Here is a 25,723-nt window from a genome sequence, read left to right as displayed (position 1 = left end):
GCCGGTGTCCTAGTCCTGGAGGAAGCGCCCCTTGTGGAACAGCAGGGGCGCTTCGTCCTGGTCGCCCGTGCCCAGGGCGGTCACCCGGCCGACCACGATGAGGTGGTCGCCGCCGGTGTGGACGGCATGGATCGTGCAGTCGATCCAGGCGACGGCGCCGGTGAGGCGCGGTGAGCCGGAGACCGGTGCCGCGTCGTAGGCGACCCCCGCGAACTTGTCCGCGCCGCTCACCGCGAAGCCGCGGCACAGATCGCCCTGGTGGGCGCCGAGCACGTTGACACAGAAGACGCCCGCGCGGGCGATACGCGGCCAGGTCGTCGACGTACGGCCGACCATGAAGGCGACCAGGGGCGGGTCGAGGGAGAGGGACGAGAAGGACTGGCAGGCGAAGCCGGCGGGACCGTCCTCGCCGCCGGCGGCGGGCGCGGTGACGACGGTGACACCCGTCGCGAAGCTGCCGAGCACCTGCCGGAACTCGGCCTGGTCGACGGGGGCGCGCTCGTCCTCGCCGACGCACCGCAACTCCGGGCGCGGCAGCGCTTCTACGGGGGCCGGGGTACCGGCCGACCTGAGGTAGCGGACGGCGGCGGCTGCCGCTCCTGCGTGTCCCATCACCCCTCCATTGAAGCTGACGGAGCGTCAGATGGGAAGGTCAGCGGCCCTTGTACTCGGGGCTTCTGCGTTCCACGAAGCTCCGTACGCCTTCCTGGGCGTCCTCGGTCGTCATGTTGATCTCCTGTGCGGCCGCCTCGGCGGCGAAGGCCGTGGCCCGGTCGCTGTCGAGGGAGGCGTTGACGAGCTGCTTGGTGAGGGCCAGGGCGCGCGTGGGGCCGGTGGCGAGACGTGCCGCCCACTCGCGGGCCGTCTTGTCCAACTCGGCATCCGGGACGACCCGGTTGACCAGGCCCAGTCGTTCGGCCTCGGTCGCGGACAGTGCGTCGCCGAAGAACATCAGCTCCTTGGCGCGGTGCGGACCGATCAGGCGGGGGAGGAGAAAGGCGCCCCCGCCGTCCGGTACCAGCCCGCGGCGCACGAAGACCTCGATGAACTTCGCCGATTCCGCGGCCAGTACGAGATCGCAGGCGAGCGCGAGATGGGCGCCGAGGCCGGCCGCCGTGCCGTTCACCGCCGCGATCACCGGCTTCTCGCAGTCCAGGACGGCGGCGATCAGGCGCTGGGCGCCCAGGCGCAGGACGCGGGCCACGTCCCCGGGGGTCCGCTCCCCGCCGACGCAGGCTCCCCGGAGGTCGGCCCCGGCGCAGAAGCCCCGGCCCGTGCCCGTGAGGACCACCGCCCGCACGTCCGGATCCGCCGAGGCCTCGGCCAACAGGTCGATGATCCGGTCGCGTTGACCGGGAGCGAGGGCGTTGAGGGCTTCCGGCCGGTTGAGGGTGAGGTATGAGACCTGGCCGTCCGTCGTCTGCAGGACCTCGCTCACCGGCACACCGCCAGCGCGTCCAGCGCCACGGCGCCCTGCCCCCTGGGCAGCACCATCAGCGGGTTGATGTCGAGCTCAGCGAGGCCGTCCCCGAGTTCCAGTGCCATGCGCTGCACCCGCAGGACGACTTCGACGAGCGCGTCGAGATCGGCCGGGGGGCGCCCCCGGACCCCGTCGAGCAGAGCCCGCCCGCGCAGGTCGCAGAGCATGTCCCGGGCCTGCTCCTCACCGAAGGGCGGCACGCGTACGGCCACGTCGTGCAGCACCTCGACCAGCACTCCGCCGAGCCCGACGGTCACGGTCGGGCCGAACAGCTCGTCGTGCGTGACGCCGACGACCATCTCCACGCCCCGCTCGACCATCTGGCACACCAGGACGCCGTCCAGGGAGACGCCCTCGTAGCGCGCGATGTCTGTCAGCTCCCGGTAGGCGTCACGGACCTGGCTGGCGGAGGTGAGCTCGATCTTCACCAGCCCCAGCTCGGTCTTGTGGGCGATCTGCGCACCGGACGCCTTCATCACCACCGGGTAGCCCACCAGGCTCGCCGCGCGTACGGCCGCTGCCGCGCTGGTCACCAACTGCTCGCGCGGCACGCGGATCCCGTACGCCCGCAGGAGCTGTTTCGCCGCGTGTTCGCTGAGCTGCCGGCCCGGGCGCATCAGTGCCTGCGCCTTGCGGAAGGAGGGCGAGGTGGTGCGGGGGGCCTCGTCGAAGGGGGAGCGGTAGCCGGTGGTGAAGCGGTGGTGGTCGAGGTAGGCGCGGACGGCGGTGATGCAGTTCGCGACGGTGCGGAAGGTGGCCACCCGCAAGGAGCCGAGGAGGACCTCGCGGTAGGCCGGTTCGGTGCCGACCGGGGAGCCCCACACGACGCAGACCAGCTTGTCCGTCCGCTCGGCGGCGTCCACCAGGTCCTGGACGAGCTTGTCGCTGAGGGGAGGGAAGGGCCCCGTGATCGGGCAGATCAGGACGCCCACCTCAGGGTCGTCCAGGATCGCGTCGATGATCTTCCGCCCGCGCCAGTCGCCGACCGGATGCCCGCCGTTGTCGACCGGGTTGGCCACGCTCAGGTAGTCCGGTATCCACTCGTGCAGCTCGGCCTGCTTGGCCTCAGAGAGGACCGGCAGCCGCAGCCCCGCCTCGGTCGCCAGGTCGGCGAAGTGCGCGCCCGTGCCGCCAGAGATCGAATAGACGACTACGCCGTCCGCGCGCGGCGGCCGGGCGCGGGCCAACAGGGCCGCGGTGTCCTGGAGTTCGTCGAGCCCGTCCACGCGGATCACACCGAACTGCCGCATCGCCGCGTCCACCACCGTGTCCGCGCCGGTCAGCTTGCCGGTGTGCGAGGCGGCGGTGCGGGCGCCCGTCTCGGTGCGGCCCACCTTGACCGCGACGACCGGCACCCCGCGCCGGGCGGCCCGGTCGGCGGCGAGCAGGAAGGACCGGCCGTCCTTCAGCCCCTCGACGTAGCAGGCGATGGCGCCGACCTCGGGCTGCTCGGCGAAGTAGGAGATGAAGTCGGCGGTCTCCAGGTCGGCCTCGTTGCCGGTGGGCGCCCAGTGGGAGAGCCGGATGCCGAGCTCCTGGAGGGAGAAGACGGGCCGGCCCTGGTGGCCGGACTGGGTGATGAGCGCGATGGCCGGTCCGTCGAGGTCGTCCCGGAACCGCTCGAAGGCGTTGAGGTTGGTGTTGGGTCCGAGCAGCCGCATCCCGGAACGCCGCACGGCCGCCGTCAGGCGCTCCTGCGCGGCCGCACCCTCCGCACCGGTCTCCGCGAACCCGGAGGCGAAGACGACCGCGAACTTCACCTTGGCCTCGGCCAGTTCCTCGAGCACCGGAAGCGGATCGGCGATCAGCAGTACGGCGAGATCGACCTGCTCGGGCAGGTCGGCGACGGAAGGGGAGCAGGGTATGCCGAAGACGGACGGACGGCTCGGGTGGACGGGGTGCAGCCGTGCCCCGACCCGTTCGGCCCAGGCCACCAGCTGCCGGGTGATGCCGGTGTTGGGCCGCCCCTCGGTGTCCGAGGCGCCGACCACGGCGACGGACCCGGGCCGGAAGAACCGGTCCAGATCGGGTACGTCGGCGTACAGGGGCAGGCCGCTGACGTCGAGGTCGTCGGCCTCGGCGGGCCTGCCGTGGACGGCGGGCCCGGGTTGCTCGCCACAGGCGATGACCCGGGCCCGGCGGGAGTCGGTGGTGAGGGTGCCGTGGGTTGATCCAAGCATCGGTCCGCCCGCTCCTCTGAGAGACAGCCAATAACTGACGCTCTGTCAGATTACTGAACTGACGCCATGTCAGGAACGGCTGTGCACGCAAAGTTGAACGGACAGGCAAGCCCGACCGGGAAGCCGGCCGCTTCCGGCAGGGCCTGTCACAGCTCCGCGAGCACTTCCTTGGCCACCCGCTCCCCCGACCGCACGGCCCCGTCCATGTACCCGTTCCAGTACGTGGAGGTCTCGGTGCCCGCCCAGTGGATGCCGCCGACCGGCCTGCGCAGGGCGGCTCCGTACTCGGTCAGGACGCCGGGCGGGGCGTAGGCGACCGGGCCGCCGCGGGAGAAGCCCTCGTTGTCCCAGCGCTGCAGCACGAAGGAGGTGGGCGACTTGGCCTTGTCGCCGAAGTAGTTGACGTAGTCCTTGAGCACGGCGGCCTTGACCTCGGCGACGCTCGACGCGTCGTACGCCCGCATCTCGTCGGCCTCGATGAAGCCCATCAGAGCGCCGTAGGAGGCGTCGGGCGGTGAGTTGTCGAACGTCGAGCGGACCACGCCGGAGTCGCTGACGACCTGGCCGTTGAGGCCGTCGGCCCGCCAGAAGGGGGTGTCGTAGACCGCGATCGCCTTGCCGATCGAGCCCATCGGCAGCCGCTGGCTCAGCTGGTCCCGCGAGGCCGGCAGCAGTGGATCGAAGGTGATGCGCGCGGCCAGTGGCGGCGGTACGGCGACCACGACCTTCTTGGCCGTCACCGTCACCCCGTCCGCGGTCACCACGTACTTGCCGCCCGACTGCGCGATCGACCGCACCGGCGCACTCAGCACCACCCGGTCGCCGAGCGTGGCGGCCAGCTTGATCGGCACCTGCTGGGAGCCACCGACGAAGCGGGACTCCTGGGCGCCGTTCGCGGTGTCGGTGAGGCGCTCCAGGGTGCCGGCGTTGGACTCGTTGCCCGCGGCGGCGATGTAGAAGAGCACGAAGAGGAGGGAGAGCTCCCGGGGCTGCGCCGAGAAGATCGAGGTGCAGGCCACGTCCAGGAGGAACTTGGCCGACGGGATCACGGCGTTGGCGTTCAGCCAGCTCTCGAAGGTCTGCTTGTCCCACTCGGCGGCCTTGGCGGCGGTCCAGGGCGCGTCGACCGGGACCTGCTTGGCCATGTCGTCCAACGACGCCTGCACGATCGCTGCGTTGGCGAGGCCGGCCGCGTCGACGGGCGGGACCGAGCCGAGGATGCCGTCGGTGGCGTAGGGGGTCCGGGTTCCGTCCTTGTAGAGGAGGTTCTTGCCGGTGTTGTACGTCGTGAAGGTGGCGACACCCAGGGAGTCGGCGAGGGCCTTGATGCGGTCCTGGGTGGGGCCGATGAACTCGCCGCCGCCCTCGGAGAAACCGCCGCCCGCCAGGGACAGGTTGACGACCCGGCCGCCCACGCGGTCGCGGGCCTCCAGGACGGCGACCGTCTTGCCGCCGGCCACCAGGTCGCGAGCGGCGGTCAGTCCGGCGAGGCCGCCGCCGATTATCGCGACATCCACATCCCGGGTGGAGGCCGCGGACGCCGTACCGGCGGCGGTGCCGGTGAGGGTGACGGCTCCGGCAGCGGCGGCGGCACCGCCGAGCAGGGAGCGGCGGGAGAGGGCTTGCGGGTGGTGCTGTCTTTCGCGTGCCACGTGCGTCCTCCGTGTGGAGAGAGTGTGGAGCCAGAAAGTGAGCAGTGTTCAGATTCTGGCCCCGAACGGCGGCACGCTTCAACGCTCCCGCCACATCTGACTCATGCGTAACAAGAGTTCCGCGGAAGGGAGTTGAGGGTTTGTAGGGGGTTGAGCGCTTCTACGTCATCCGGGCAGACGGGAGAGCGCGACCCCGCCGTTCTTCACGATGGTCTTCGCGATCTTCTCGGAGTCCATCGCCACCTCGCGGAGGGTGCCGCTGATGGGGGTGGTGAAGCCGGTGAAGTACAGGCCGGGGGCCTGCTGCGGAGTGCGGGCGCCGTGCGCCACGGGTCTGCCCCGGTCGTCGAGCACGTCGAGGTGGCCGACGAGGCCTTCCAGGGCGCGGACGTATCCGGTGGCGGCGACGACGGCCTCCGGTGAGACACGGGTGCCGTCGGTGAGGACGACCTTGCCGTCCTCGAAGCCGTCGACGGCGGCGACGACTTCGACCCGCCCCTTGCGGACCGCGTCGATGAGACCGACGTCCTGCACCGGGATCGCGCCCTCCTTGACCCTGCTGTACAGCCCGGTGTCGGGGCGGGGCAGCCCCTGCGCGGAGAGGTCGGGGACGCTCAGCTTCGCCATCGGCCGCGCGAGCCGGTCGACGAGCCCGGTCGGCAGCCGCCGTACCAGCACACCCGTGTACTGGGCGGCCCATCCGGCGGTCGAGCGCCGCACGATGTGCGGAGCCGTCCGCACCGACAGCCGCACCCGCGAGGCGCCGCCCTCCACCAGGTCCACGGCGATCTCGGCGCCGGTGTTGCCGACGCCGACGACGAGGACGTCGCGGCCGGCGTAGGGCGCGGGGCTGCGGTACTCGCCGGCATGGACGAAGTCGCCGGAGTACTTCTCGAGTCCGGCCCAGTCGGGGATGTACGGCGTGTGGTTGTAGCCGGTGGCGACCACGACCGCGGCGCCGGTCAGTTCGCGGCCGCCCGTGGCGTGCAGCAGCCAGCCGTCGCCGTCGGGGGTGCGTTCGACGCGGGAGACCTCGACGCCGGTGACGATCTCCAGTTCGTGGACCTCCGCGTACTTCTCCAGGTAGCGCACCACGTCGTCCCGGGAGACCCAGCGTCCGAAGCGGCGCGGTATCGGCAGTCCGGGCAGAGCGGACAGGCGGCGGGTGGTGTGCAGGTGCAGGCGGTCGTAGTGCCGCCGCCAGGCCGCACCCACCTGGTCGGACTTCTCCAGGACGACCGCGCGTATGCCCCGGGCCCGCAGCGCGTATGCGGCGGAGAGCCCGGCCGGGCCGCCGCCGATCACGTAGACGGGGCGCCCCGAGGGGCTCGCGGGCGGTGTGGAGTCGGCCATGTGCGCGAGCGTAATCACGCACCGGGTTGATGGGTCTCGGTCAAGAGGGGAATTGGTTGCGGATTGATCACGCGTGTATGAGTAGTGGGTGGGGCTTGTGGCGTAGGACACCTGGTTGTGGCCGTACGGGGAAGCCCCACCGGCCGCGGGCCTGCTGCCCGCGGGCCTACTTCTTCGGGCCCTTGTGGCCCGTCACCTTGGCGATCCAGGTGATGAAGTCGCCGGGGTCGGTGTTGGCGCCGTGGCCCTCGTCCCAGTAGTAGAGGTGGTTGACCTCGTCGCCGAGACCCGCCGCGGCGGCGGCAAGGTTGGCGGAGATGACGTGCGAGGTGTCGGAGTCGTTGGTGCCGAGGCGGATCCACCAGTGCTTCGAGCGCCGCCCGTTGACCTTCTCCACCAGGTGGTACATGGGGTTCATCAGGTGCAGCTTCTCGGGGATGTCGGCGGCGACGCGCTTGCTGCTGAGCCCGGTGGTGTCGTTCTTGGCGCTGTAGGCGGTGAAGTGACGGTTCTCGGTCGTCCCCGCGCCGAACAGGTTGTTCTCGCCGGCGGACAGATCGAAGGCGTCGAAGGCCGGGGTGGTCTTCTTGCGGGCGCCCACGTGGGTGAGGAAGTCGTCCCAGGTGAAGGTGGCCTTGCCGCCCGACCAGGTGATGAAGGTGTTCTTGGCGAGGTAGGTCGCGCGGTCCGAGTCCGACAGGGCGGTCAGGTACTTGGTCGCCGACGGCTCAAGGTACTGCTTGACCAGGTACTCGTCGTAGTTGCGGGCAGTGAGCGCACCGAAGCCGGAACCCTTCAGGCCGTGCAGCCTCAACTTCGCCTGGTACTCGGCGAACTGGGCCCGCAGCTCCTTCGACACCGTCTGGTCGACGACCTTGCCGGTGGACTGGGTGACGTTGGTGCCCCAGTTCCACTCGTAGGCGCCGTCCGCGTGCTCCAGGTCGGTGATCGGGCACCAGGCGCCGACCGCGAAGATCGCGTCGGAGACGTCGGCGGCGCCGAGTTCCCTGAGGTACTTCTCGTAGACCGGACTGTCGCCGGACGCGCCGAGCAGGGAGGACAGGGCGCCGCCTGCGCTGGTGCCCGCCGACACGATCCGGTCGACGTTGCCGGGTATGCGCCCCTTGTTGGACTTCACATACCTCACGGCCGCCTTGAGGTCGACGATGGCGGCCGGGGCGGTGCCGTAGTACTCGCCGGAGGAGTTCTTGAGGGTACGGCCGCGGGCGCCGGGCTCGATCACGACGTATCCGGCGGCGAGGGCCAGCAGCTGGTTGGAGGCCGTGGCGCCGCCGGTGGCGTTGGTGTTGCCGTTCGCGTTGGGGGCGGAGGCGCTGGGCGCGGCACTCCCGGTCGGCGCGCCGCTCGGCATGCCACCGCCGCCGTCCATGCCCCCGGCGCCGACCCCGGTGGCGTCCGCCACGGAGGACGGCATGTAGCCGCCGACGGAGTTCGCGAACAGGATCGGCGCGTTCGTCGGGTCGACCGTCTTGCCGTCGATCTCGACGGGCGCGCTGACGATGAGCGACTGGTAGGTCGCGTCCACCGGCTTGGCGACGTACGTGATCGCCTTCCAGAAGTGATACGTCACGGAGTGGTCGTTGCCGTCGGTGTCCGTGACGGTCGTCGTGAGCTTCGTGTAGCCGTCCGGGTCGAAGACCAGCGAGTCCGAGGGGGACGCGGACGACGCTGACGACGGCGAGTTGCCTGACGCCTGGGCGCTGAGGGCGATGCCCCCGGCCGCGGCGACGCCGGCGGTTGCGCCGATGCCCATCACTACGGTCCTGCGCTTCACTGCCCTGTGCTTCACGGTTCGACTCCCTCGGTGTTTGGCTGCGGCTGCGAAGGTAGCGAGCATGCCGACAAAATTGCCAACAATCCGTGGGTATTCATGGGGGACGCACAGTTTCATGGCGGCCGCACAGCTTCTGACGGGGTTCGCGGGAGGTGTACGGCACTTCCGGGAACGCGCTATCTGACGTACCGTCAGATTCATGGATGCGATCTGGCTCACGGGCGCGGAATGGCTGGCCGTGCTGCGCATAGGACTCGGGCTGTGGTGGCTGGAAAGCTGGCGGCACAAGGACCGGAAGGCCTGGTTCGAGCGCGGGACCGGGATCGCGTGGGCGGCGGGCATCGCGGCGAAGCACCGCTGGAACGCCGTACGGTCGGGCTTCGAGGTCATGGTGGCGCCGCGCCCGCGGACGATGGCGTACGTCGTGGTGTACGCGGAGTTGGCGGTCGGGCTGGGGCTGGTCGTCGGGTTCCTGAGCCCGGTCGCGCTGGTCGGAGGGCTGCTGCTGAATGTCCTCTACTTCACGCTCATGATCCACGACGTGGCCGAGCAGGGGCAGAACTCGATGATGGCGCTGATGTCGGTGGTCGCGCTGTTCGGGATGTCGTGGCAGACGTGGTCGTTGGACAGCGCGCTGGGGCTGTTCTGATGGGTGGCCGTGGTGCGAGCGGTCCTGAAGTGGCCGGCCGTGAGGTGAGCGGTCCTCGGTTCGACGTACCGGAGGCCGACGCCTTCACTCGGACCTACTGGGACGCGGCCGCCGAGGGCAGGCTGCTGATCCGCCGCTGCGGGGCGTGCGGGCGGGCCCACCACTACCCGCGCGAGTTCTGCCCGCACTGCTGGAGCGAGGACGTGCAGTGGGAGCGGGCGAGCGGCCGGGCGGTGCTCTACACCTGGTCCGTCGTCCACCGGAACGACCTGCCGCCCTTCGGCGAGCGGACGCCCTACGTGGCCGCGGTCGTCGATCTGGCGGAAGGGCCGCGGATGATGACGGAGGTGGTGGGGTGCGGGGCGGGTGAGCTGCGGGCGGGTGCCGAGCTGGAGGTGGCGTTCCGGGAAGGGACGCCGGTATTCCGGCCGCGCGACTGAGGCGTACGCGTTTGAATGGGCTGATGAGCTCTGTGGACGCACAGCACACCGACCCGGCTTCACCATCCCCTTCTTCATCCTTCTCCCTTCCTGATCTGTACGGTCACGGCATCCGCCTGCGCCTGTGGGACGCGGACTCGGACGCCGATGTCGAGGCCTGGTTGCGCGGGCTCACGGACCCGGAGTTCCGGCGCTGGAACACACCGCTCAAGCAGGTCGACGACCTCGCCGACGCCCGCGAGTCGCTGCGGGCCAAGGCGCTGGCCTCGACCGACGGTTCGGCGGCGTCGTACTGCGTGACCGACGCCGCGAGCGGTGCGGTGCTGGGGCACATCGGTGTCAACATGATCGACCTCGTCCTGAGCGTCGCCCGTGTCGGGTACTGGGTGCTGCCCGAGGCGCGCGGGCAAGGGGTCGCCGTCCGCGCCCTGGCCTTGGCCTCCCGCTGGGCGCTGACCGACCTGGGGATACACAGGCTGGAGCTCGGTCATGCCCTCGGCCATGAGGCCTCGTGCCGTATCGCCGAGCGGTGCGGGTTCCGTTACGAGGGGACCTTGCGGGGCGCGATGTGGGAGGCGGGGAGGCAGGACGCGTTCCGGGACGTGCATCTGCACGGGCGGATCGCCACGGACCCGGAGCCGCAGCTCCCGTAATTCGCGCGCGCCGGGCTCGGGCCGTGCGGAATCATGAAGCATGCGCCCCGAAGACTGGCACTTCATCGACGACCTGGACGCCTTCCTCGCGCGCGCCGGGGATTTCCTCCGCTCCCGCCCCGCCCTGCACACCGTCCCGCTGACGGTGACCGAAGGGCTGCGGACGCGTGGATTGGGCTATTACGGCTCCGAGGCGCCCTACTTCGGCGTGCTGGAGTCGGCGGGAACGATCCGCGCCGCCTACCTCCGCACCCCTCCCTACCCCGTGAACGTCACGCCCCTCGCCCCCGAGGAGGCCGACTCCCTCGCCGCCCACCTGGCCGGTCTGGGCCGCCCGGTCCCCGGAGTCATCGGCGAGCGCTCCACCATCGATGCCGTGGCCCGCTCCTGGGAGGAGCACACCGGCGCGACGGCGACGCTGAGCCAGCGGCAACGGCTGTACCGGCTCGGCACGCTGACGGTCCCGCAGCCGGTGCCGCAGGGGCAGCCGAGGGTCGCCGGAGAGGCGGACCGGGAGCAACTGGTGCGGTGGTACGGCGAGTTCATGGAGGCCATCGGCGAGAGCGGCGCGGAGCGTGCGGAGGGGTGGGCCGACTCGCGTATCTCCTACGGCGGGACGACGTTCTGGGAGGACGCCGACGGGACCCCCGTGGCCATGGCGGGGGTGACACCGATGGTTGCCGGGCAGATCCGGGTCGCCCCCGTCTACACCCCGGCCCACCTGCGCGGCCGCGGATACGCCGGGGCGGTCACGGCCGAGGTCAGCCGGGCGGCACTCGCGGCGGGCGCGGCCGAGGTGCTGCTGTTCACGGACCTCGCCAACCCGACCAGCAACGCCCTGTACCAGCGGATCGGGTATCGGGCGGTGGCGGACTTCGGGGTGTACGACTTCACGGCATGAGGGTGGCCGCGAGCCTCATGGCCACAGCAGCTCCTTGGCCCAACCCCCCTCCTCCCGGCGGTAGTTCAGCCGTACATGCCGTCTGCGCTCGTCCCCCTGGAAGAACTCCACCTCGTCCGGTCGGAGGCGGTACAGGGTCCAGGACGGCACCGGAGCGTCGGGCTCCTTCTGGGCCCGTTCCCAGGCGGCCTTGGACTCCCGGGCCAACTCCTCCACAGAGCCCAGCATTTCACTCTGACGTCCGGTGAGGGCAGCGGCGAGGGCGCCGGTCGAGCGGGCGTGCAGGTCGCCCTGCGACTCCTGGGCCGGCGCGGCGGTGACCGGCCCGCGTACCCGGACCTGGCGGCCCAGCACCGGCCAGTAGAAGGCGAGGGCCGCGTAAGGCCGTGCCGCCAGCTGCCCGCCCTTGCGGCTCGTGGCGTGCGTCGCGAAGGCCCAGCCGTCGGCGTCCGCGCCGTGCAGCATCACGATCCGTACGTCTGGGTGCCCATCGGCATCCGAGGTGGCCAGGGACATCGTGTGCGGTTCCCGCTGGCCCGCCGCCACCGCCTCCGCAAACCACGTCGTGAAGAGGGGCAGCGGTTCGGCTGGGGCGGCCGTCGGGTCGAAGGGGCGTAGTTCCGTGACCTCCGGATCCCACACCCGCAGTGACCTCAGCAGCTCGTGAAGATCTGTTCCCATGCGTCGAGTATCGGCCGCCGGTCGCCGGACCGCCCGCCCTGGCCGGCCGCTGCTTTGCCCCGCCCAGGCCGGTGAACCTACGTATTCGATTGCGTAGTTCCACCGGCGCCTCCGGAAGGCAGCGTTGGGAGACTCGCCTCATGAGCTTCCTGACGGGGCCGTGGTGTCAGGCCGGGGAGCTTGCTGCCTCTCTACCGGGCAACCGTCGCCAGTGGTCCGACGGGTAGCGAACGCTGTCTGGTCAATAGAGCCAAGCTGAACATTGGAGAGTCATCCGTTGGTTTCCAAGATTCGTGTCCTTCTGGGCATGCTCGTGCTCCTGGCGCTGGCCATCGGCGCCATCGCCCTGCTCGCGGCCATGAAAGCCGGTGCCGTCTGGTTCACGATCGTTCCTCTCGGCATCCTCTTTGGCGGCGCGTCCTTTGGCCGGTCGTTCGGATGGTTCGACAAGAAGGCCGGTAACTGACCTGGCGGCTCGCAGGGACAATCCCGAGAAGCGCCCAGAAGAAGCCGTTCCAGGCGCGGCGTGTGCGCCTCAGTACAGCCACACGCCGAAGCCGGTGATCGCAAGGCCCGCAATCGTGAAGCACCCCGTCGTGCCGAGGAGCACACGCCACTGGCCTCGGTGACGTGGCTCCTCGGCGCTGCGCCACGTGGTGATGGCCGCGAGCACTCCCGCGAGGACGATCACGCACCCCGCGAGCACGACGAGCGCTGCGAAGAAGGAGACCCAGCCCGGGTCGTAGTTCGGGTTGTTGTGCGCGACCCCCGCAAGGATCATGTCGCCGAGCCCATCGTGCACGGTCACCACAGACCGAAGCCCCAGCCGGCGATGGCAAGCCCGATCACGAGGATCACCGGCCCGAGAACGTAGTTGCCCACCTTCTTCTGATCGCTGACGTTCCAGAGAGCAAAGGTCAGGGTGGCGCCGATGACGACGATCAGGCACCCGGCAACCCCGAGGAGCGCCCAGAAGAAGCCGGTCCAGGTGGCGGGGTGGTTCGGGTTGGGGGTCCACGTGGCCGCAAGTCTCACGTCGCCGACCACTCTCACTCGCCCTTGGCCGGGACCTGGACGCCCGGCTCAATGGGCCCAGTCGTCCAACGTCCCGCGGTCACCAGAGCCAGACGCCGAGGGCGGCGACGGCGAGGCCGATCGTGATGGTCACCGGCCCGATCGCGTAACCGGCCCACTTCCTTGGACCTACCAAGCCCCGCATGCCGACGGACATGGCCCCACCGAAAAGGACGATCACGCACCCCGCGAGCACGACGAGCGCCGCGAAGAAGGAGACCCAGCCCGGGTCGTAGTTCGGGTTGTTGTGCGCGACCCCGGCAAGGATCATGCCCCCCACCTCACTGTGCACGGATCACTCGCCCGCCTTCTTGACGTCCTTGGCCAGGTTCTGGGCGTCCGACTCGATACCGGAGCCTGCCGCGTAGACCGCCGCGTTGAGGCCTGTGCCCGAGGAGTTCTTGTACGCGGCGTCGGTGAGCTTGCCCCTGTCGCTGAGGTTTTCGCCGCCGAGGCTGCCGTTCTCCTCCATGTGATGGAAGTGGGCGTCGTTCGCCGCGTTTCCGGTCGCTCCCGTCAGCGCGTTCGTCGCCACGTCCCAGCCGATCGTCGCGCCGTCCTGGTGGTTCCACACGTCGGCCGTGAGGCCCCCGCTGATGTTGCCCAGCGCGCCGTTGAACGCGTTGCCGACCCGGCCCTCGCCGCCGAGGACCTTGCCCACCGCGCCCGTCAGGTTGGCGCCCTCGGCCAGCGCCCCGCCGCCTGCGGTGAACGCGGCCGTTCCCAGGGCCTCCTTGCCGGCGGTGGAGAAGTCCTGGCCCACCGTGATCGGCTGCCCGGTGAGCGCCTGGTTGAGCATCTGGCTGCCCGAGTCCGCCACGAAGTTGGTGACGAAGCTCTCGGCGCCCTTCTTGAGGAACTTCGCGGCGAACTCGGCCACCTTCGCCAGCTTCGCCGCGCCTTCCTCGGTGAGCGCGCCGAACCGCTCCAGCAGCGCCGCCACCTTCTCGGCCGCTGAAGTGAACAGCTTCACCAGGTCGATGATCTTGGCGACCCGCGTGGCCACCGCCGTGTTCGCGACGAGGTCGGAGAGGAAACCGGTGAAGAAGGACAGCGCGGCGCCGGCGATCTCCATCTCGGCGATCTCGACGCAGATGTCGATGATCTCCTCGTTGATCTTGTCGATCTCGTCGGCGTACGCCCGCAGTCCGTCGGCCACCTGGTGGAAGTTGTGCGCGACGTCGTCGATGACGCGCTTCTGCTCCGCCCAGTGCTTCTCGAAGGCATCGCGTGCCTCACCGTGCCAGCCCTGTTTGTCGACGCCCTGGATCTGGATGTCGAGGGCATGCGCGACTTCCGTCAGCTCGTTGCCCATGGTGTCCCAGGCGTGGGCGATCGAGCGGAGCGTGTCGCCGTTGCCGCCCGGGAGTTCCACGCCACAGGCCTGGAGGATGTCCAGTACCTTGCCGTCGATCCAGCTGTTGATGCTCACGCCGGGCCTCCCGCCGGCCGGGTCGCGGCACGGAGGTGCTCCACGGCGGTCTGGTCGGAGGCCTTGTAGTTGGTGGCGTTGAGACGCAGCCGGTCGCCGTCGCCGGTGAGAACGCCGGGCAGCTGCCCGAGCGCCTTGAGGGTGCTGTTCAGCAGCGTCTGGTACTTCTGCGCCGCACCGTCGCAAGCGCCGAGCAGACCGAAGGCTTCGCCGATCTGGGACGCGGTCGCCGCGAAGCCGTCGATCGGCTTCGCCAGGTCCTTGGCTTCTCTGTCGAACTTCCCGGCAAGCTCGTTCAGTGTGTCGGGGTCGACACCGAACTGGCTCATTCTGCTCCCCCGTCGTCGAATGCATGAACAGACCAGCAGTACCGGAGCCATTGACTTGCCGGGAAGAACTGTTTGCTCGTTCAAAACGACTGTTTGCGGGATCAAGACGGGACGATGACGTGCCCTTGGCTGGATTCCTACGGGGCACAGCCAGGCCGCTTACCTGTCAGGTCATCGACCCCGCTGCCCCCACCTGCCAAGATCGTCTGCGTACGAGCCCGACCTCGACCGGAAGGACGCCAACTCCCCATGACCGCCTACGCCATAGCTCATCTGCAGGAAGCCGCCCCGCACCCGGAGATCGCCGAGTACATCGAGCGGGTCTCCGGCACCTTCGAGCCGTACGGCGGCCGTTTCCTGGTGCACGCCACACAGCACGAGGTGAAGGAGGGCAGCTGGCCCGGGCATGTCGTGGTGATCGGTTTTCCCGGTATCACAGAGGCGCGGACCTGGTGGGACTCGCCCGAGTACCAGGAGATCGCACCGCTGCGCTCGCGGCACATCGACGGCGACATCATCCTGGTCGACGGCGTTCCCGGGGACTACGACCCTGCCTCCACCGCGCGTGCGATGCGGGAGACGCTGCCTGCCGAGTAGCCCTCGCAGCCGGCTGATCACCTGCCCAGCACCACCGTCCCGGCGGAGCAGAACCAGCCCCCGGTGCCGGAGGCCACGCCCAGGCGCGGCAACTCCCCGTCCGGTGCGCGGACTTGCCGCGCCCCCGCCTCTCCCCGCAGCTGCCGTACCGCCTCCACCAGCAGGAACAGCCCCCGCATCCCGGGGTGTTGGGCCGACAGTCCACCCCCGTCCGTGTTCACCGGCAGCTCCCCGCCCTCGACCCTCAACCGCCCCTTCTCCACGAACGCCCCACCCTCCCCCTTCCCGCAGAACCCGAGATCCTCGAGCGTCACCAGCGTCATGTAGGTGAACGCGTCATAGATCTGCGCGAAGTCCATCTCCTCCGCCCGCACCCCCGCCCGTTCGAACGCCAGCCGCCCGCTCACCGCCGCCGGCGACACCGTGAAGTCGGGCCACTCGGACATCGCGGCGTGCGAGACGTGCTCCCCGGTGCCGAGCACCCAGACCGGAGCCGTACGGCAGTCCCGTACGTACTCCTCGGCGGCCAGCAGCACCGCCGCCCCGCCGTCGGAACGCAGGCAGCAGTGCAGCTTCGTGAAGGGGTCCGCGATCATCGGGCCGGAGAGGACCTCGTCCAGGGTGATCGGGGTGTGGAACATCGCGTCCGGGTTCAGCGCGGCGTTCGCCCTCGCCTGCACGGCGACGGACGCCAACTGCTCGATCGTCGTGCCGTGTTCGATCATGTGGCGGCGGGCCGCCATCGCGTATTTGGCGATCAGCGTGTGGCCGTAGGGGACTTCGAACTGCAGTGGGCCGCGAGCGCCGAAGGAGAGGTTGCCGGTGCGGCGGCCCGCCTTGATGTCCGCGCGGGCCGTCGAGCCGTAGGCCAGCAGGACGGCGTTCGCGTGACCCGCCGCTATCGCGTCCGCCGCGTGGGCCGCCATCACCTCCCAGGTCGAGCCTCCGACCGACGTCGAGTCCACCCACGTGGGGCGCAGGCCCAGATACTCGGCCACCTCTACGGGGGCGAGGGTGCCCAGGCCGGCGGAGGCGAAGCCGTCCACCACCTCACGGCCCAGTCCCGCGTCGGCCAGCGCACGGCGGGCCGCCTGCGCGTGCAGGGTGTACGGGGTCGCGTCGTCCACGCGGCCGCAGTCGGAGAGGGCCACGCCCACCACGGCCACCTTGCGGGTCCCGCCAGTCATGAGAGGTCTCCTCCCCCTGTGCATCTCGCTCCGACCCTCCTAATATGACGGACCGTCAGATCTGGAGGGAAGGGGTAGCCATGGACGCCGGCTTCACGGCCGAGCAGGACGGGATCCGCCGCACCCTGCGCGAACTGCTCCGCAAGCGCTGCGGCCCCGAGGAGCTGCGCGCCGCCCTCGACACCCCCGCCGGACACGACCCGGCCCTGTGGACCGCCCTCGCCGACCAGCTCGGCCTGCCTGGACTCGCCCTCCCGGAGGCGTACGGCGGTATCGGCTGCACCGTGACCGAACTCGCCCTGGCGGCAGAGGAGTCGGGCAGGACCCTTGCCCCCTCACCTCTCCTCGCGACCTGTGTGCTCGCCGCACCCCTGATCCTCGCCCTCGGCACCGACACCCAGCGCGCCGCCCTGCTGCCCCGTATCGCCGACGGCACCCTCACCGCAGCCCTCGCCGTGCCGGGTGCTGCCCTCGCCACCGCCCTCGCCCTCACCGGTGCGGGCGACGGCGACTGGGCGGGCGGGGGGCGTGCGGGGGGCGTCCAGGCCGGGCGGGCGGGCGACGGCTGGCGGCTGTACGGGCAGGTCGACCAGGTGCTGGACGGCCACAGCGCGCAGCTCCTGGTGGTCGCCGCCCACACCGGCGGCTTCGCCCGCTCGCGCACCCTCCTCTTCCTCGTGCCGGGGGATGCGGCCGGGCTCGTACGCGTACGGCAGACCGCACTTGATGCGACCCGGCCGCAGGCGCGTGTCCAACTGCGAGATGTGGAAGCCGAGTTGCTGGGTACGGAAGACGGGACTGACGTTCTCGGCGCCCTCTCCGCCGTGGGTGACTCGGCCGCCGCCGTACTCGCCTGCGAAGCCGTCGGGGCAGCCGACCGCGCACTGGAACGCACCGTCGAATACGTCAAGCAGCGCGAGCAGTTCGGGCGGGCGATCGGGTCCTTCCAGGCTGTGAAGCACCGGCTGGCCGACGTGTACGTCCAGGTCCAGGCGGCGCGCTCGGCTGCCTACTACGCCGCCTGGGCCACCGCCCACGGCGAGAAGGTGGGCGGGCTCGCCCTCGCGCAGGCCCTGGAGGCGCTGCGCGGTGCCGCCGCCGAAGGGATCCAGTTGCACGGCGGCATCGGTTTCACCTGGGAGCACGAGGCGCATCTGTACTTCAAGCGCGCCGCGGGCGACGAGCTGCTGTTCGGGCCGGTACACCGGCTGCGGGCGCACGCCGCCGAGGCGGCGCACCTATTTGAACAGGGCCTGGGGGTGGCGGTGTGATCGGCGAACGGCTGGTGCAGAAGGTGTCGTCGACGAGGGGCTTCGCCAAGGTGGCGCCGCACGTCGTGCCGAAGCTCGACAAGGCCGTACATCGGCTGACGCGCGGAAAATACCTGCTCAGTGCCCAGATGCTGCCCGGGGTGATCCTCACGTCCACGGGTGCGAGGAGCGGCCTCCCGCGTCGTACGCCCCTCGCCTGTATGCCGGAGGAGGGCGGCTGGCTTCTCATCGGCTCCAACTTCGGCCGCACCGACCACCCTGCCTGGACCCACAACCTGCTCGCCCATCCCGACGCCGAGATCAGCTGGAAGGGCCGGGACATACCGGTCACGGCCCGGCTGCTGGAGGGGGAGGAGAGGGCGGCGGCCTGGAAGGCGCTGTTGGCCTTCTGGCCGCCGTATGCGACGTATCAGGCTCGGGTGGAGCGGGAGATACGGGTGTTCAGGGTTGTGTGGAGGTAAGTCGGCCTCAGTGGTTCGAGACCTGGAAGCAGGCCACGTCGTACTGCGAGACGGACTTGGGGTTCTTGGAGTTCTGGGGCTGCTCACCGGCGTACTTGGTGCCGGAGACGCCGGTGGGGTTGAAAGCGGAGCCGGGGGCGGTCGAGGCATGCCCGGGGCGAGTGGAGGTGCTTGGGTCCTCGCATGACGCGCCGGGCTGGCCGTTGGGCGGTGGGGTCTGATCGGCGAATGCAATCCCTGCGGCTCCGGTCATGAGGGCCACCGAAGCCACAGCAACCGCCGCACGCTTCAGGATGTTCATGATCGCCTCTCCTTTCGCGAGGCATACGGGCATCTATCTCCCCATACATACGTAAACCGGGCGTCCAACGTTCACAGCGTCGCCAACCGCTGCACCAGCAAAAACGCCCCGATCCCCAACATCGCCGCCCCCGACGTCCGCGCCACCGCACGCGCCGCGGACGGTCGGGTGCCCAGGACCGCCCGGGCGCCGAGGCCGACCGTGAGGTAGACCGCGGCGCAGCACGCCATGTGGAGCAGGCCGAGGGTGGCGGTCTGGACGGGGACGGGCAGGTTGCCCTGGGTGGTCAGGAACTGGGGCAGGACCGACAGATACAGCAGCAGGCCCTTGGGGTTCAGGCCGCTGATCGTCGCGCCGCGCAGGAAGACGCGGGTGCGGGAGGCCTCGGCGGGTTCGCCCGTAGCGCCGGGGGTGCCCGGTCGCCGCAGCACCCCCCACCCCAGCCACACCAGATACCCGGCTCCCGCCACCGTCAGCGCCGTCAGCAGCCGTGGCTCGCCCGCCACCAGTACCGCGAGTCCCGCCACCGCCAGCACCGTGTGCAGCGCATACCCGGCGACCAGACCGCCCACCGCCCACCCCACGGAACGGCCGCGCAGACCGGCCGATATCGCGTACGCCCAGTCGGCACCCGGCACGCACACCAGCAGAAGATCGAGGGCGAGGAAGGAAAGCAGCAGTCCGTTGTCCACGAGAGCGACATTAGGCGCGATTGGCTCGAAAGTGTTCCCGGATTTTGCTCGACATCAGCACATCCATGGAAGGATCTACCCCATGGACGACGTGGATCGCAAAATCCTTGCCGAGCTGCAGCAGGACGGGCGGCTGACCGTGACCGAGCTGGCCGGGCGGGTGCGGCTGAGTGTCTCGCCGTGTCATCGGCGGCTGCGGGAGCTGGAGCGGTCGGGGGCGATCAGTGGGTACCGGGCGGTGGTGGACCCGGCCGCTGTGGGGCTGACCTTCGAGGCGTTGGTCTTCGTGTCCATGCGGCAGGAGGACCGGGACACGGTCGCCGGGTTCGAGCGGGCGATCGCGGAGATTCCGCATGTGCTGGACGCGCAGCGGCTGTTCGGGGAACCCGACTATCTGCTGCGGGTGGCCACCGCCGACCTCGCTGCCTTCCAGCGGCTGTACGACGAGCGGCTGGCGACACTGCCGGGAGTGCAGCGCCTGACGTCGACGCTGGTGATGAAGCACGTGGTGCGGGACCGTCCGCTGCCTGCACAGACGCCCGCGTAGAGGCCCGAACAGCGCGGCAGGCGGCGGCTCACCGTCGGGTGAACCACCGCCTGCCAGACAGGACTTGGGCCTGGAGAAAAGAGAGATCTGCGAAGAGATCTATTTCGTCGGCTTCTTGCCGGTCACGCCCAGATGCACCAACAGCGCCAGATTCGGCTTGAGTTCAGCCTGTTTGACGCCCCAGGTCTGGAATCCCTTCTGGTGCGAGGCGACGGCCGCGAGCATCGCGACCAGTGAACCGGCGACCGCCGCCGGGTTCACGTCCTTGTCGACCCTTCCCTTGGACTGCAGTTCGGTGATCGAGTCGGTGAGGGAGTTGTTCACCGAGTTCAGGATCTTCATACGGATCTTGTAGAACCGTTTGTCGCCCTCGGCCGCACCGAGGTCGACGACGCGCAGGATCGCGTCGTTCTTGCGCCAGAACTCGAGGAAACCGTCCACGAGTTCCTGCGCGGTCTGCCAGCCGGCCTTGCCGACCCAGGAGCGGTCCTCCAGAAGGGCGGTCAACTGACCGCCCTCGGTGGCCATTTGCTCGGCGATTTCCAGGACGGCGCCCTCGACGTCCGGGAAGTACTGGTAGAAGGTCGCGGGCGAAGTCCCCGCTTTCCGGGCGACATCGATGACTTTGACGTCCCGGTAAGGGGAGGAGCTGAGCATCTCGCTGAGGCAGTCGAGCAGCTTCTGCCGGGTCGCCTGCCCACGCCGGCCGGCCACGCGGCCGTCGACGGTACGCACTTGTCCTGTCATGTCGTCAGCTTACCGAGGGGTGATGGGAGCGCGATTCGGCCGACTGCAAATGGGGTGCACGAGAGGGCGGAGGCAGGTGTGCCTGGTCCTGCGGGGTGCGTGAGTCGCCGTTAGTTTGGCGGTATGGCCGAAAACAGGGCATCCGCGTACGGAGAGGGCGTCCCGTGCTGGGTGGACGCGCAGCTTCCCGATGTGGAGGCGGGCAAGCGGTTCTACGGCGAGCTCTTCGGGTGGACCTTCGATGACCGGCCGGAGGTGGCCGGCGGCATCGTGTGGGCCCGACAGGAGGGGGAGCCGGTCGCCGCGGTCGCGCGCAAGACGGACGGGCGGCTGCCCACCGTGTGGACCGTGTACTTCGCGACGCCGGACGCCGAGGCGCTGGCCGACCGGATCTGGGCGGCCGGCGGGCAGGTCGTCACGGCGCCCACGCCGGTCGCCGAGCTGGGCACGGCCGCGCTGGTCACCGACCCCGAGGGTGCCGTCTTCGGCCTCTGGGAGCCGGGCAGCCACCCCGGCTTCGGCAGGCGGCACGAGCCCGGCACCTTCGCCTGGGCCGAGCTGTACGCCCGGGACGTGGAGGTCGCCAACACCTTCTACGGTGATCTCTTCCACGACGCCCTGTTCGGGCCGGACGCCAGGCCCGACTTCGGAAGGGCGGCCGTCTCGGAGGTCTTCCCGGCCGAGATGCCGCCCCACTTCCTGGTCCACTTCGGCGTCGAGGACTGTGACGCAGCACTCGGGACGGTGAGCCGTCTCGGAGGTCGGATCTGGGCGCCAGTATTCGAGACGTCGTACGGAAGGGTGGCCGTCGTCACCGACAATCAGGGGGCGTCGTTCGCGGTGCTGGAGCGATCGCCGGAGCAATCCATGGAACGACCGATGGAACGACCGCAGCAGAGCGACTGAAAACTGCTGAAATAGACCGACTGAAACAGACCGCGCGGTGAAACGTACCGTTTTGGGGTGAGGCATCCCGACTCGGTCCCGGGTTCGCAACCAGTGCCCGGGACAGGAAGAATCAGGGTGCGTGCCGCCATGGCGGTGCGGTGGTGAGACGCTGCACGGGGTCGCGCACAGATGTGGCCGGCGCGGCCGTACGGGGAGGTGGCAGGCAAGTGGTGGATCAGCTGACACAGCACGATCCGCGGCGTATCGGTCCGTTCGAGGTGCTGGGGCGGCTCGGTGCCGGCGGCATGGGACTGGTCTATCTCGCGCGCTCGGCGTCCGGCCGGCGTGTGGCGATCAAGACGGTCCGTACGGAGCTCGCCGAGGACCAGCTGTTCCGCGTCCGCTTCTCGCGCGAGGTCGAGGCCGCCCGGGCGGTCTCCGGCTTCTACACGGCGGCCGTGGTCGACGCCGACGCACGCGCCGCCGTGCCGTGGCTGGCCACCGCGTACGTGCCCGCGCCCTCCCTCGAAGAGATAGTGAACGAGTGCGGGCCGCTCCCGGCCCAGGCGGTGCGCTGGCTCGCGGCGGGTGTGGCCGAGGCGCTGCAGTCGATCCACGGCGCCGGTCTGGTGCACCGGGACCTGAAGCCTTCGAACGTCCTCGTCGTCGAGGACGGTCCCCGGGTGATCGACTTCGGCATCGCCTCCGGTGTCTCGAACACGCGTTTGACGATGACGAACGTCGCGGTGGGTACGCCCGCCTATATGTCGCCGGAGCAGGCGAAGGACTCGCGGTCCGTGACCGGCGCGAGTGACGTGTTCTCGCTCGGCTCGATGCTCGTCTTCGCCGCCACCGGGCATCCGCCCTTCCACGGCGCCAACCCCGTCGAGACGGTCTTCATGCTGCTGCGGGAGGGCCCGGATCTGGAGGGTCTCCCGGAGGAGCTGCGCCCGCTGATCGAGTCCCTCATGCAGATGGAGGCCACGGCCAGGCCCAACCCGGCCGACCTCCAGGCCCAGCTGGCCCCCCATCTCTTCGGCTCCGGCTCCGACGACAGCGGTACGGCCTCCGCCTGGCTGCCCGAGCGGGCGGTGAGCCTGATCGAGTCGCGCCGTAACGGCCGTCCGGCGGGGAAGCCGGGCCAGGGCGGCGGCCGCAGCGGCGGCGGCGCACGACCCGCCCCCGTGCCACCCCCGCCCTCGCACGACCCCGTCGTACCGGCGTCCCCCGTGTCCGTAGGCGCCCCCGACACCGGTCCCGTCCGGCTGGCCGGCGCCCAGGTGCCCATCGGGCCCGGGCCGCGGGTCTCCGACGTCCGCGCCGCCGCCGTGAAGGCGCCTCCTCCGGAGGCCGCCCTGGCCGCCTCCTGGTCCAAGCCGCGCCCCGGAGTCAACGGCGCGGATCCTGCCGTAGGCCCTGTCGTCCCCGCGTCGCCGCCCGCGCCGCCGGAGACCGCGGCAGGCTGGCGCCCCTGGCGTTTCCGCATGTCGAACGATGTGTGGGGCACCCCGTCGGTCTCCGGCGACCTCGTCTACGTCACCTCCTTCGAGGTGCACGCCCTGGACGTGGCCACCGGCCGCAGGCGGTTCAAGACGCGGGATGTGGCCTGGTCGATGGCGGTCGCCGACGGCCGTATCCACGCCTCCGACGGGCCGACGCTGTTCGCGCTGGACTGCCGTGAGGGCGCCGACCTGTGGCGGCTGTCCACGGACGCCTGGGTGTACTCCCTCAAGGCCGACCGGGGCACGGTCGTCACCGGCACGCGCGGCGGCAGCGTCCAGGCCTGGGAGGCGTCGAACGGCCAGAAGCTGTGGGAACTCACCGGGGCGCAGACCGACTTCGAGTCGCCGGAGGCCGGGCCCGCCGTCCACGAGGGCACGGTCTACGTCTGGCAGGACGCCCGGCTGCGCGCCCTGGACGCCCGCACCGGCAAGGAGCGCTGGTCCTACCCGATCGGCGACGCGGCCTCCTGCGGCGGCGTGCCGGTACGGGTGACGCACGCTCCGGACGGATACGCGTACGTCTCCGCCGGCACCCGGGTCCTGGCGATCGACGTGGCGAGCGGCCGTGTGAAATGGCACTTCGAGGCCCCCGCGGTCTTCCTCTGCCCGCCCACCTTCGCACCCGGCCCCGCGGTCACCGGCGGCGGCATCTACCTGGTCGACTACCTCGGCACGGTGTACGCCCTCGACGCCACCGACGGCCGCGACCGCTGGCGCATCGCCACCGAGTCCCGGGCGTCGATCGACCCCGTTCTGGTGGCGGCCGGGCACGTCCACGTCGGCAGCGGCAAGGGGCTGTACACCCTGGACGCGGTCACCGGCACACCCAAGTGGCGCTTCCAGGCGGGCGGCGACATCGTGGGCGCCCCCGCGGTGGCGGAGGGCCGCATCCACTTCGGCTCCACGGACCACCTGCTCTACACGCTGAAGGCCGACGACGGCCGGCTGCGCTGGAAACTCGCGACCGGCGGCGAGATCACCGGCTCCCCGGTCGTGAAGGACGGCGTCGTGTACGCGTGCAGCAAGGACCGCTGCGTGTACGCGCTGGACGCGGAGAAGGGGACGGGGACCGCCCGGCCCGCATGAGTTGCTGGCGACGGCCGTCGTACCGATGTCACGGAAGGGTGTGGCCGGCGGCCGTCCACCTAGACGCTACGCCGGGTGCGCGGCGGTCGCCACGCGGTGACATGGCCGTGACAGCGGTTCGCTAGAGTGACCGTGTGAACACACGGGGGCGCACACTCAAGTACACGGCCGTCATCGGGTTCGTGATCCTGTCGCTGACCGGCTTCTCGGGACGGCACCACGGCATCGGCAAGCACCACCACAGCAGCGGCGGGTGCAGCAGTTCCTCGCAGGACCACGACACGTCGTCGCACACGACGACCACGACCGGGGGCAGCGGATCGTACTCGTCGCCGTCCACGGCCGCTGCGCTGTCGCCCGCCATGGCGGTCCTGCTGAAGTGCGCGACCGTGAAGCAGCCGTACGCGACCGTCGAGGTCAGCAACCCGAACGACACCGCGGGCACCTTCGAGGTCACCGTCACCTTCCGGGACGCCAAGGGCGCAGCCGCCGGCACCCGGGTCGACATCGCGGACGTACCCGCGAACGGGACGGCGACCGTGAGGGTGAACGTGGGCGGCAGCAACGCCCTCGTCACCCGCATCAAGCACTGCGAGGTGCAGGACCAGGCACCGGCCGCGAGCTGACGTCCTACCGCGTACGGAACTCCCTCCGCCGCTCGGCGAACAGCTCCGCCTGCCGCTCGCCCGGGAGGTTCCCGAGCGAGACCAGGTGGGCCGCCTGCGCGAACCCCGGGGCGACGGCGCTCTCCCTCGCCGCCCACAGCGCCCGCACGGTCCCCTGGACGCCCTCCACCGGATACCCGGCGATCACGGTGGCGCACTCCGTTGCGGCTGCCAACGCCCCGCCGGGCTCGGTGAGTTCGGAGACGAGCCCGATGTCGAAGGCCCGTTGCGCGGAGATCCGCTCCGCCGTCCCCATCAGCATCATCCGTGCGACCTCGCCGTACGGCATGCGCTGCGCCATGAGCACGGACTCGTAGGCGCTGACCATGCCGTACGTGGTGTGCGGGTCGAAGAAGGCGGCTGTGGTGTCGGCGACGACGAAGTCCGACTCGCCGAGGAGATAGAAGGCACCCCCGCAGGCCATTCCCCGTACGGCGGCGATGACCGGCTTCCACAGGTCGTTCGCCTTGGGCCCGACATGGAGGAGGGGATCGTCGGCCATGTAGGGGGAGTTGGGCTGCGGGACGACGGCGGTGCGGTCGAGGCCCGTACAGAAGGCGCGCTCACCGGCGCCGGTGAGGACGACGGCTCGTACGGAGTCGTCGAACCGCAACTCCCGCCAGGTCTCCTGCAGTTCGTCCCGCATGTTCAGGTCGACGGCGTTGAGCCGCTCGGGCCGGTCGAGGGTGACGACCGCGACGCCGGTGTCCTTGTCGGTGGTGAGACGGACAGCAGAAGTAGTCATGAGCGCTCCAGAACCCACTGCGGAAGGCCCTCGCCGCTGAACACCACCTGCACCTTGGCCCCGATCCGGATGCGCTCCGCCGGCACCGAGTCGAGCCGCGCACCGGGCTCGGCGACGAGGTTGCCGACGAGACGGATGCGCGGGGCGTCGGTGAGCTCGACGACGACGACGTTGTACGGGGCCTGGTCCGCGTAGTCGGGCAGGAGCGGCGGGTGGGGCACGACGTACGACCAGATGCGACCGTGACCGGCGACCTGCCGCCATTCGCTCGCGAAGGACTGGCAGTGCGGGCAGCAGGGCCGGGGCGGGAAGCGGAGTTCGCCGCAGTCGGCGCAGGCCTGGACGCGGAGTTCGCCCTGGCGGGCGTAGCCCCAGAAGGGGGCGCCGTCGGAGTCGATGACGGGATCGAGCATGG

At 70.4% G+C, this 25,723-nt stretch carries 30 protein-coding genes; 12 read left to right on the top strand and 18 right to left on the bottom strand.

Going from position 1 to position 25,723, the window contains the following annotated elements:
- Positions 1–9: 9 nt before the first annotated feature.
- The 6 genes from IH68_RS0129500 to IH68_RS0129475 all read right to left on the bottom strand — a co-directional run bounded on the left by IH68_RS0129500 (position 10) and on the right by IH68_RS0129475 (position 8,439).
- Positions 10–612 carry a flavin reductase family protein gene (locus IH68_RS0129500; RefSeq protein WP_030940962.1) on the bottom strand — a complete coding sequence of 201 codons (603 nt, stop codon included), beginning with the start codon at positions 610–612 and terminating at the stop codon, positions 10–12.
- Between the two features lie 40 nt (positions 613–652).
- The gene (locus IH68_RS0129495; RefSeq protein ID WP_030940960.1) at positions 653–1,444 is read right to left on the bottom strand and encodes an enoyl-CoA hydratase/isomerase family protein; all 792 of its coding nucleotides are present in this window, start codon (positions 1,442–1,444) and stop codon (positions 653–655) included.
- Positions 1,435–3,660 carry an acetate--CoA ligase family protein gene (locus IH68_RS0129490; RefSeq protein WP_030940959.1) on the bottom strand — a complete coding sequence of 742 codons (2,226 nt, stop codon included), beginning with the start codon at positions 3,658–3,660 and terminating at the stop codon, positions 1,435–1,437. The genes IH68_RS0129495 and IH68_RS0129490 overlap by 10 nt, the downstream gene beginning before the upstream one ends.
- A gap of 146 nt (positions 3,661–3,806) precedes the next feature.
- Positions 3,807–5,312 (bottom strand): flavin monoamine oxidase family protein, encoded by a 1,506-nt coding sequence (locus IH68_RS0129485; protein ID WP_030940957.1) that lies wholly within the window; start codon positions 5,310–5,312, stop codon positions 3,807–3,809.
- Between the two features lie 165 nt (positions 5,313–5,477).
- Positions 5,478–6,665: a flavin-containing monooxygenase gene (locus IH68_RS0129480; RefSeq protein WP_030940954.1), complete on the bottom strand. Its 1,188-nt coding sequence runs from the start codon at positions 6,663–6,665 to the stop codon at positions 5,478–5,480.
- 166 nt (positions 6,666–6,831) lie between these two features.
- Positions 6,832–8,439: a subtype B tannase gene (locus IH68_RS0129475; protein WP_030940952.1), complete on the bottom strand. Its 1,608-nt coding sequence runs from the start codon at positions 8,437–8,439 to the stop codon at positions 6,832–6,834.
- A gap of 220 nt (positions 8,440–8,659) precedes the next feature.
- Between IH68_RS0129475 and IH68_RS0129470 the strand changes: the two genes are divergently transcribed.
- From IH68_RS0129470 to IH68_RS0129455, 4 genes are read left to right on the top strand one after another with little or no spacing between them, the layout of a single operon-like run.
- Complete coding sequence (locus IH68_RS0129470) at positions 8,660–9,109, top strand: hypothetical protein (protein WP_030940950.1); 450 nt, start codon at positions 8,660–8,662, stop codon at positions 9,107–9,109.
- Positions 9,109–9,549: a Zn-ribbon domain-containing OB-fold protein gene (locus tag IH68_RS0129465; protein WP_037885430.1), complete on the top strand. Its 441-nt coding sequence runs from the start codon at positions 9,109–9,111 to the stop codon at positions 9,547–9,549. Before IH68_RS0129470 ends, IH68_RS0129465 begins: the two co-directional genes overlap by 1 nt.
- A 23-nt stretch (positions 9,550–9,572) precedes the next feature.
- Positions 9,573–10,202 carry a GNAT family N-acetyltransferase gene (locus IH68_RS0129460; RefSeq protein WP_037885427.1) on the top strand — a complete coding sequence of 210 codons (630 nt, stop codon included), beginning with the start codon at positions 9,573–9,575 and terminating at the stop codon, positions 10,200–10,202.
- Between the two features lie 40 nt (positions 10,203–10,242).
- Complete coding sequence (locus tag IH68_RS0129455) at positions 10,243–11,103, top strand: GNAT family N-acetyltransferase (protein ID WP_030940944.1); 861 nt, start codon at positions 10,243–10,245, stop codon at positions 11,101–11,103.
- 15 nt (positions 11,104–11,118) lie between these two features.
- Here IH68_RS0129455 and IH68_RS0129450 read toward each other — a convergent pair whose 3' ends face one another.
- Positions 11,119–11,784, bottom strand: coding sequence for a pyridoxine/pyridoxamine 5'-phosphate oxidase (locus tag IH68_RS0129450; protein ID WP_030940942.1), 666 nt, complete (start codon positions 11,782–11,784; stop codon positions 11,119–11,121).
- Positions 11,785–12,091: 307 nt separating this feature from the next.
- On the opposite strand from IH68_RS0129450, the gene IH68_RS0129445 reads away from it, so the two are divergent.
- Positions 12,092–12,250: a hypothetical protein gene (locus IH68_RS0129445; protein ID WP_234341666.1), complete on the top strand. Its 159-nt coding sequence runs from the start codon at positions 12,092–12,094 to the stop codon at positions 12,248–12,250.
- A gap of 69 nt (positions 12,251–12,319) precedes the next feature.
- Here IH68_RS0129445 and IH68_RS0129440 read toward each other — a convergent pair whose 3' ends face one another.
- The 5 genes from IH68_RS0129440 to IH68_RS0129420 all read right to left on the bottom strand — a co-directional run bounded on the left by IH68_RS0129440 (position 12,320) and on the right by IH68_RS0129420 (position 14,619).
- Positions 12,320–12,592 (bottom strand): hypothetical protein, encoded by a 273-nt coding sequence (locus IH68_RS0129440; RefSeq protein WP_234341665.1) that lies wholly within the window; start codon positions 12,590–12,592, stop codon positions 12,320–12,322.
- Positions 12,589–12,819, bottom strand: coding sequence for a hypothetical protein (locus IH68_RS50280; RefSeq protein ID WP_159403738.1), 231 nt, complete (start codon positions 12,817–12,819; stop codon positions 12,589–12,591). The genes IH68_RS0129440 and IH68_RS50280 overlap by 4 nt, the downstream gene beginning before the upstream one ends.
- 79 nt (positions 12,820–12,898) lie before the next feature.
- Positions 12,899–13,129: a hypothetical protein gene (locus IH68_RS0129430; protein WP_030940937.1), complete on the bottom strand. Its 231-nt coding sequence runs from the start codon at positions 13,127–13,129 to the stop codon at positions 12,899–12,901.
- A 24-nt stretch (positions 13,130–13,153) separates the two neighbouring features.
- Positions 13,154–14,290, bottom strand: a complete 1,137-nt coding sequence (locus IH68_RS0129425; protein ID WP_030940935.1) for a WXG100 family type VII secretion target — start codon at positions 14,288–14,290, stop codon at positions 13,154–13,156.
- The gene (locus tag IH68_RS0129420) at positions 14,287–14,619 is read right to left on the bottom strand and encodes a WXG100 family type VII secretion target (protein WP_234341664.1); all 333 of its coding nucleotides are present in this window, start codon (positions 14,617–14,619) and stop codon (positions 14,287–14,289) included. The genes IH68_RS0129425 and IH68_RS0129420 overlap by 4 nt, the downstream gene beginning before the upstream one ends.
- A gap of 249 nt (positions 14,620–14,868) precedes the next feature.
- Between IH68_RS0129420 and IH68_RS0129415 the strand changes: the two genes are divergently transcribed.
- Positions 14,869–15,216 carry a DUF1330 domain-containing protein gene (locus tag IH68_RS0129415; protein ID WP_030940930.1) on the top strand — a complete coding sequence of 116 codons (348 nt, stop codon included), beginning with the start codon at positions 14,869–14,871 and terminating at the stop codon, positions 15,214–15,216.
- 17 nt (positions 15,217–15,233) lie between these two features.
- Here the strand turns inward: IH68_RS0129415 and IH68_RS0129410 are convergent, their stop codons facing one another.
- The gene (locus IH68_RS0129410) at positions 15,234–16,403 is read right to left on the bottom strand and encodes a thiolase C-terminal domain-containing protein (RefSeq protein ID WP_030940928.1); all 1,170 of its coding nucleotides are present in this window, start codon (positions 16,401–16,403) and stop codon (positions 15,234–15,236) included.
- An 80-nt stretch (positions 16,404–16,483) separates the two neighbouring features.
- Between IH68_RS0129410 and IH68_RS0129405 the strand changes: the two genes are divergently transcribed.
- The gene (locus tag IH68_RS0129405) at positions 16,484–17,674 is read left to right on the top strand and encodes an acyl-CoA dehydrogenase family protein (protein WP_030940925.1); all 1,191 of its coding nucleotides are present in this window, start codon (positions 16,484–16,486) and stop codon (positions 17,672–17,674) included.
- Positions 17,671–18,135 carry a nitroreductase family deazaflavin-dependent oxidoreductase gene (locus IH68_RS0129400; RefSeq protein ID WP_030940923.1) on the top strand — a complete coding sequence of 155 codons (465 nt, stop codon included), beginning with the start codon at positions 17,671–17,673 and terminating at the stop codon, positions 18,133–18,135. The genes IH68_RS0129405 and IH68_RS0129400 overlap by 4 nt, the downstream gene beginning before the upstream one ends.
- Positions 18,136–18,142: 7 nt before the next feature.
- Here the strand turns inward: IH68_RS0129400 and IH68_RS0129395 are convergent, their stop codons facing one another.
- A complete protein-coding gene (locus IH68_RS0129395; protein ID WP_030940921.1) occupies positions 18,143–18,436 on the bottom strand; it encodes a hypothetical protein in 294 nt (97 codons plus the stop codon).
- A gap of 71 nt (positions 18,437–18,507) precedes the next feature.
- On the bottom strand, positions 18,508–19,128 hold the full coding sequence (locus tag IH68_RS0129390) for a LysE family translocator (protein WP_030940919.1): 621 nt from the start codon (positions 19,126–19,128) through the stop codon (positions 18,508–18,510).
- An 82-nt stretch (positions 19,129–19,210) separates the two neighbouring features.
- Here IH68_RS0129390 and IH68_RS0129385 point away from each other — a divergent pair, with 82 nt between their 5' ends.
- Positions 19,211–19,675: an Lrp/AsnC family transcriptional regulator gene (locus tag IH68_RS0129385; protein ID WP_030940916.1), complete on the top strand. Its 465-nt coding sequence runs from the start codon at positions 19,211–19,213 to the stop codon at positions 19,673–19,675.
- Positions 19,676–19,774: 99 nt separating this feature from the next.
- Here IH68_RS0129385 and IH68_RS0129380 read toward each other — a convergent pair whose 3' ends face one another.
- A complete protein-coding gene (locus IH68_RS0129380) occupies positions 19,775–20,422 on the bottom strand; it encodes a TetR family transcriptional regulator (RefSeq protein WP_030940915.1) in 648 nt (215 codons plus the stop codon).
- 123 nt (positions 20,423–20,545) lie between these two features.
- On the opposite strand from IH68_RS0129380, the gene IH68_RS0129375 reads away from it, so the two are divergent.
- The 3 genes from IH68_RS0129375 (at position 20,546) to IH68_RS0129365 (ending at position 24,524) form a co-directional block, all read left to right on the top strand.
- Positions 20,546–21,328, top strand: a complete 783-nt coding sequence (locus tag IH68_RS0129375) for a VOC family protein (protein ID WP_078912654.1) — start codon at positions 20,546–20,548, stop codon at positions 21,326–21,328.
- A 209-nt stretch (positions 21,329–21,537) separates the two neighbouring features.
- Positions 21,538–23,898: a PQQ-binding-like beta-propeller repeat protein gene (locus IH68_RS0129370; protein WP_030940913.1), complete on the top strand. Its 2,361-nt coding sequence runs from the start codon at positions 21,538–21,540 to the stop codon at positions 23,896–23,898.
- Positions 23,899–24,032: 134 nt separating this feature from the next.
- Positions 24,033–24,524 carry a hypothetical protein gene (locus IH68_RS0129365; RefSeq protein ID WP_030940912.1) on the top strand — a complete coding sequence of 164 codons (492 nt, stop codon included), beginning with the start codon at positions 24,033–24,035 and terminating at the stop codon, positions 24,522–24,524.
- 4 nt (positions 24,525–24,528) lie between these two features.
- Here the strand turns inward: IH68_RS0129365 and IH68_RS0129360 are convergent, their stop codons facing one another.
- Both IH68_RS0129360 and IH68_RS0129355 read right to left on the bottom strand, forming a co-directional pair.
- Positions 24,529–25,308, bottom strand: coding sequence for an enoyl-CoA hydratase/isomerase family protein (locus tag IH68_RS0129360; RefSeq protein WP_030940911.1), 780 nt, complete (start codon positions 25,306–25,308; stop codon positions 24,529–24,531).
- On the bottom strand, positions 25,305–25,721 hold the full coding sequence (locus IH68_RS0129355) for a Zn-ribbon domain-containing OB-fold protein (RefSeq protein ID WP_030940908.1): 417 nt from the start codon (positions 25,719–25,721) through the stop codon (positions 25,305–25,307). Before IH68_RS0129355 ends, IH68_RS0129360 begins: the two co-directional genes overlap by 4 nt.
- Positions 25,722–25,723: the final 2 nt, after the last annotated feature.

Origin of the sequence: Streptomyces sp. NRRL S-646, assembly GCF_000720765.1 — a bacterium.
Lineage (GTDB): Bacteria > Actinomycetota > Actinomycetes > Streptomycetales > Streptomycetaceae > Streptomyces.
The sequence above is the reverse complement of the archived record's forward strand: the minus strand, read 5'-3'. Positions and strand labels throughout refer to the sequence as shown.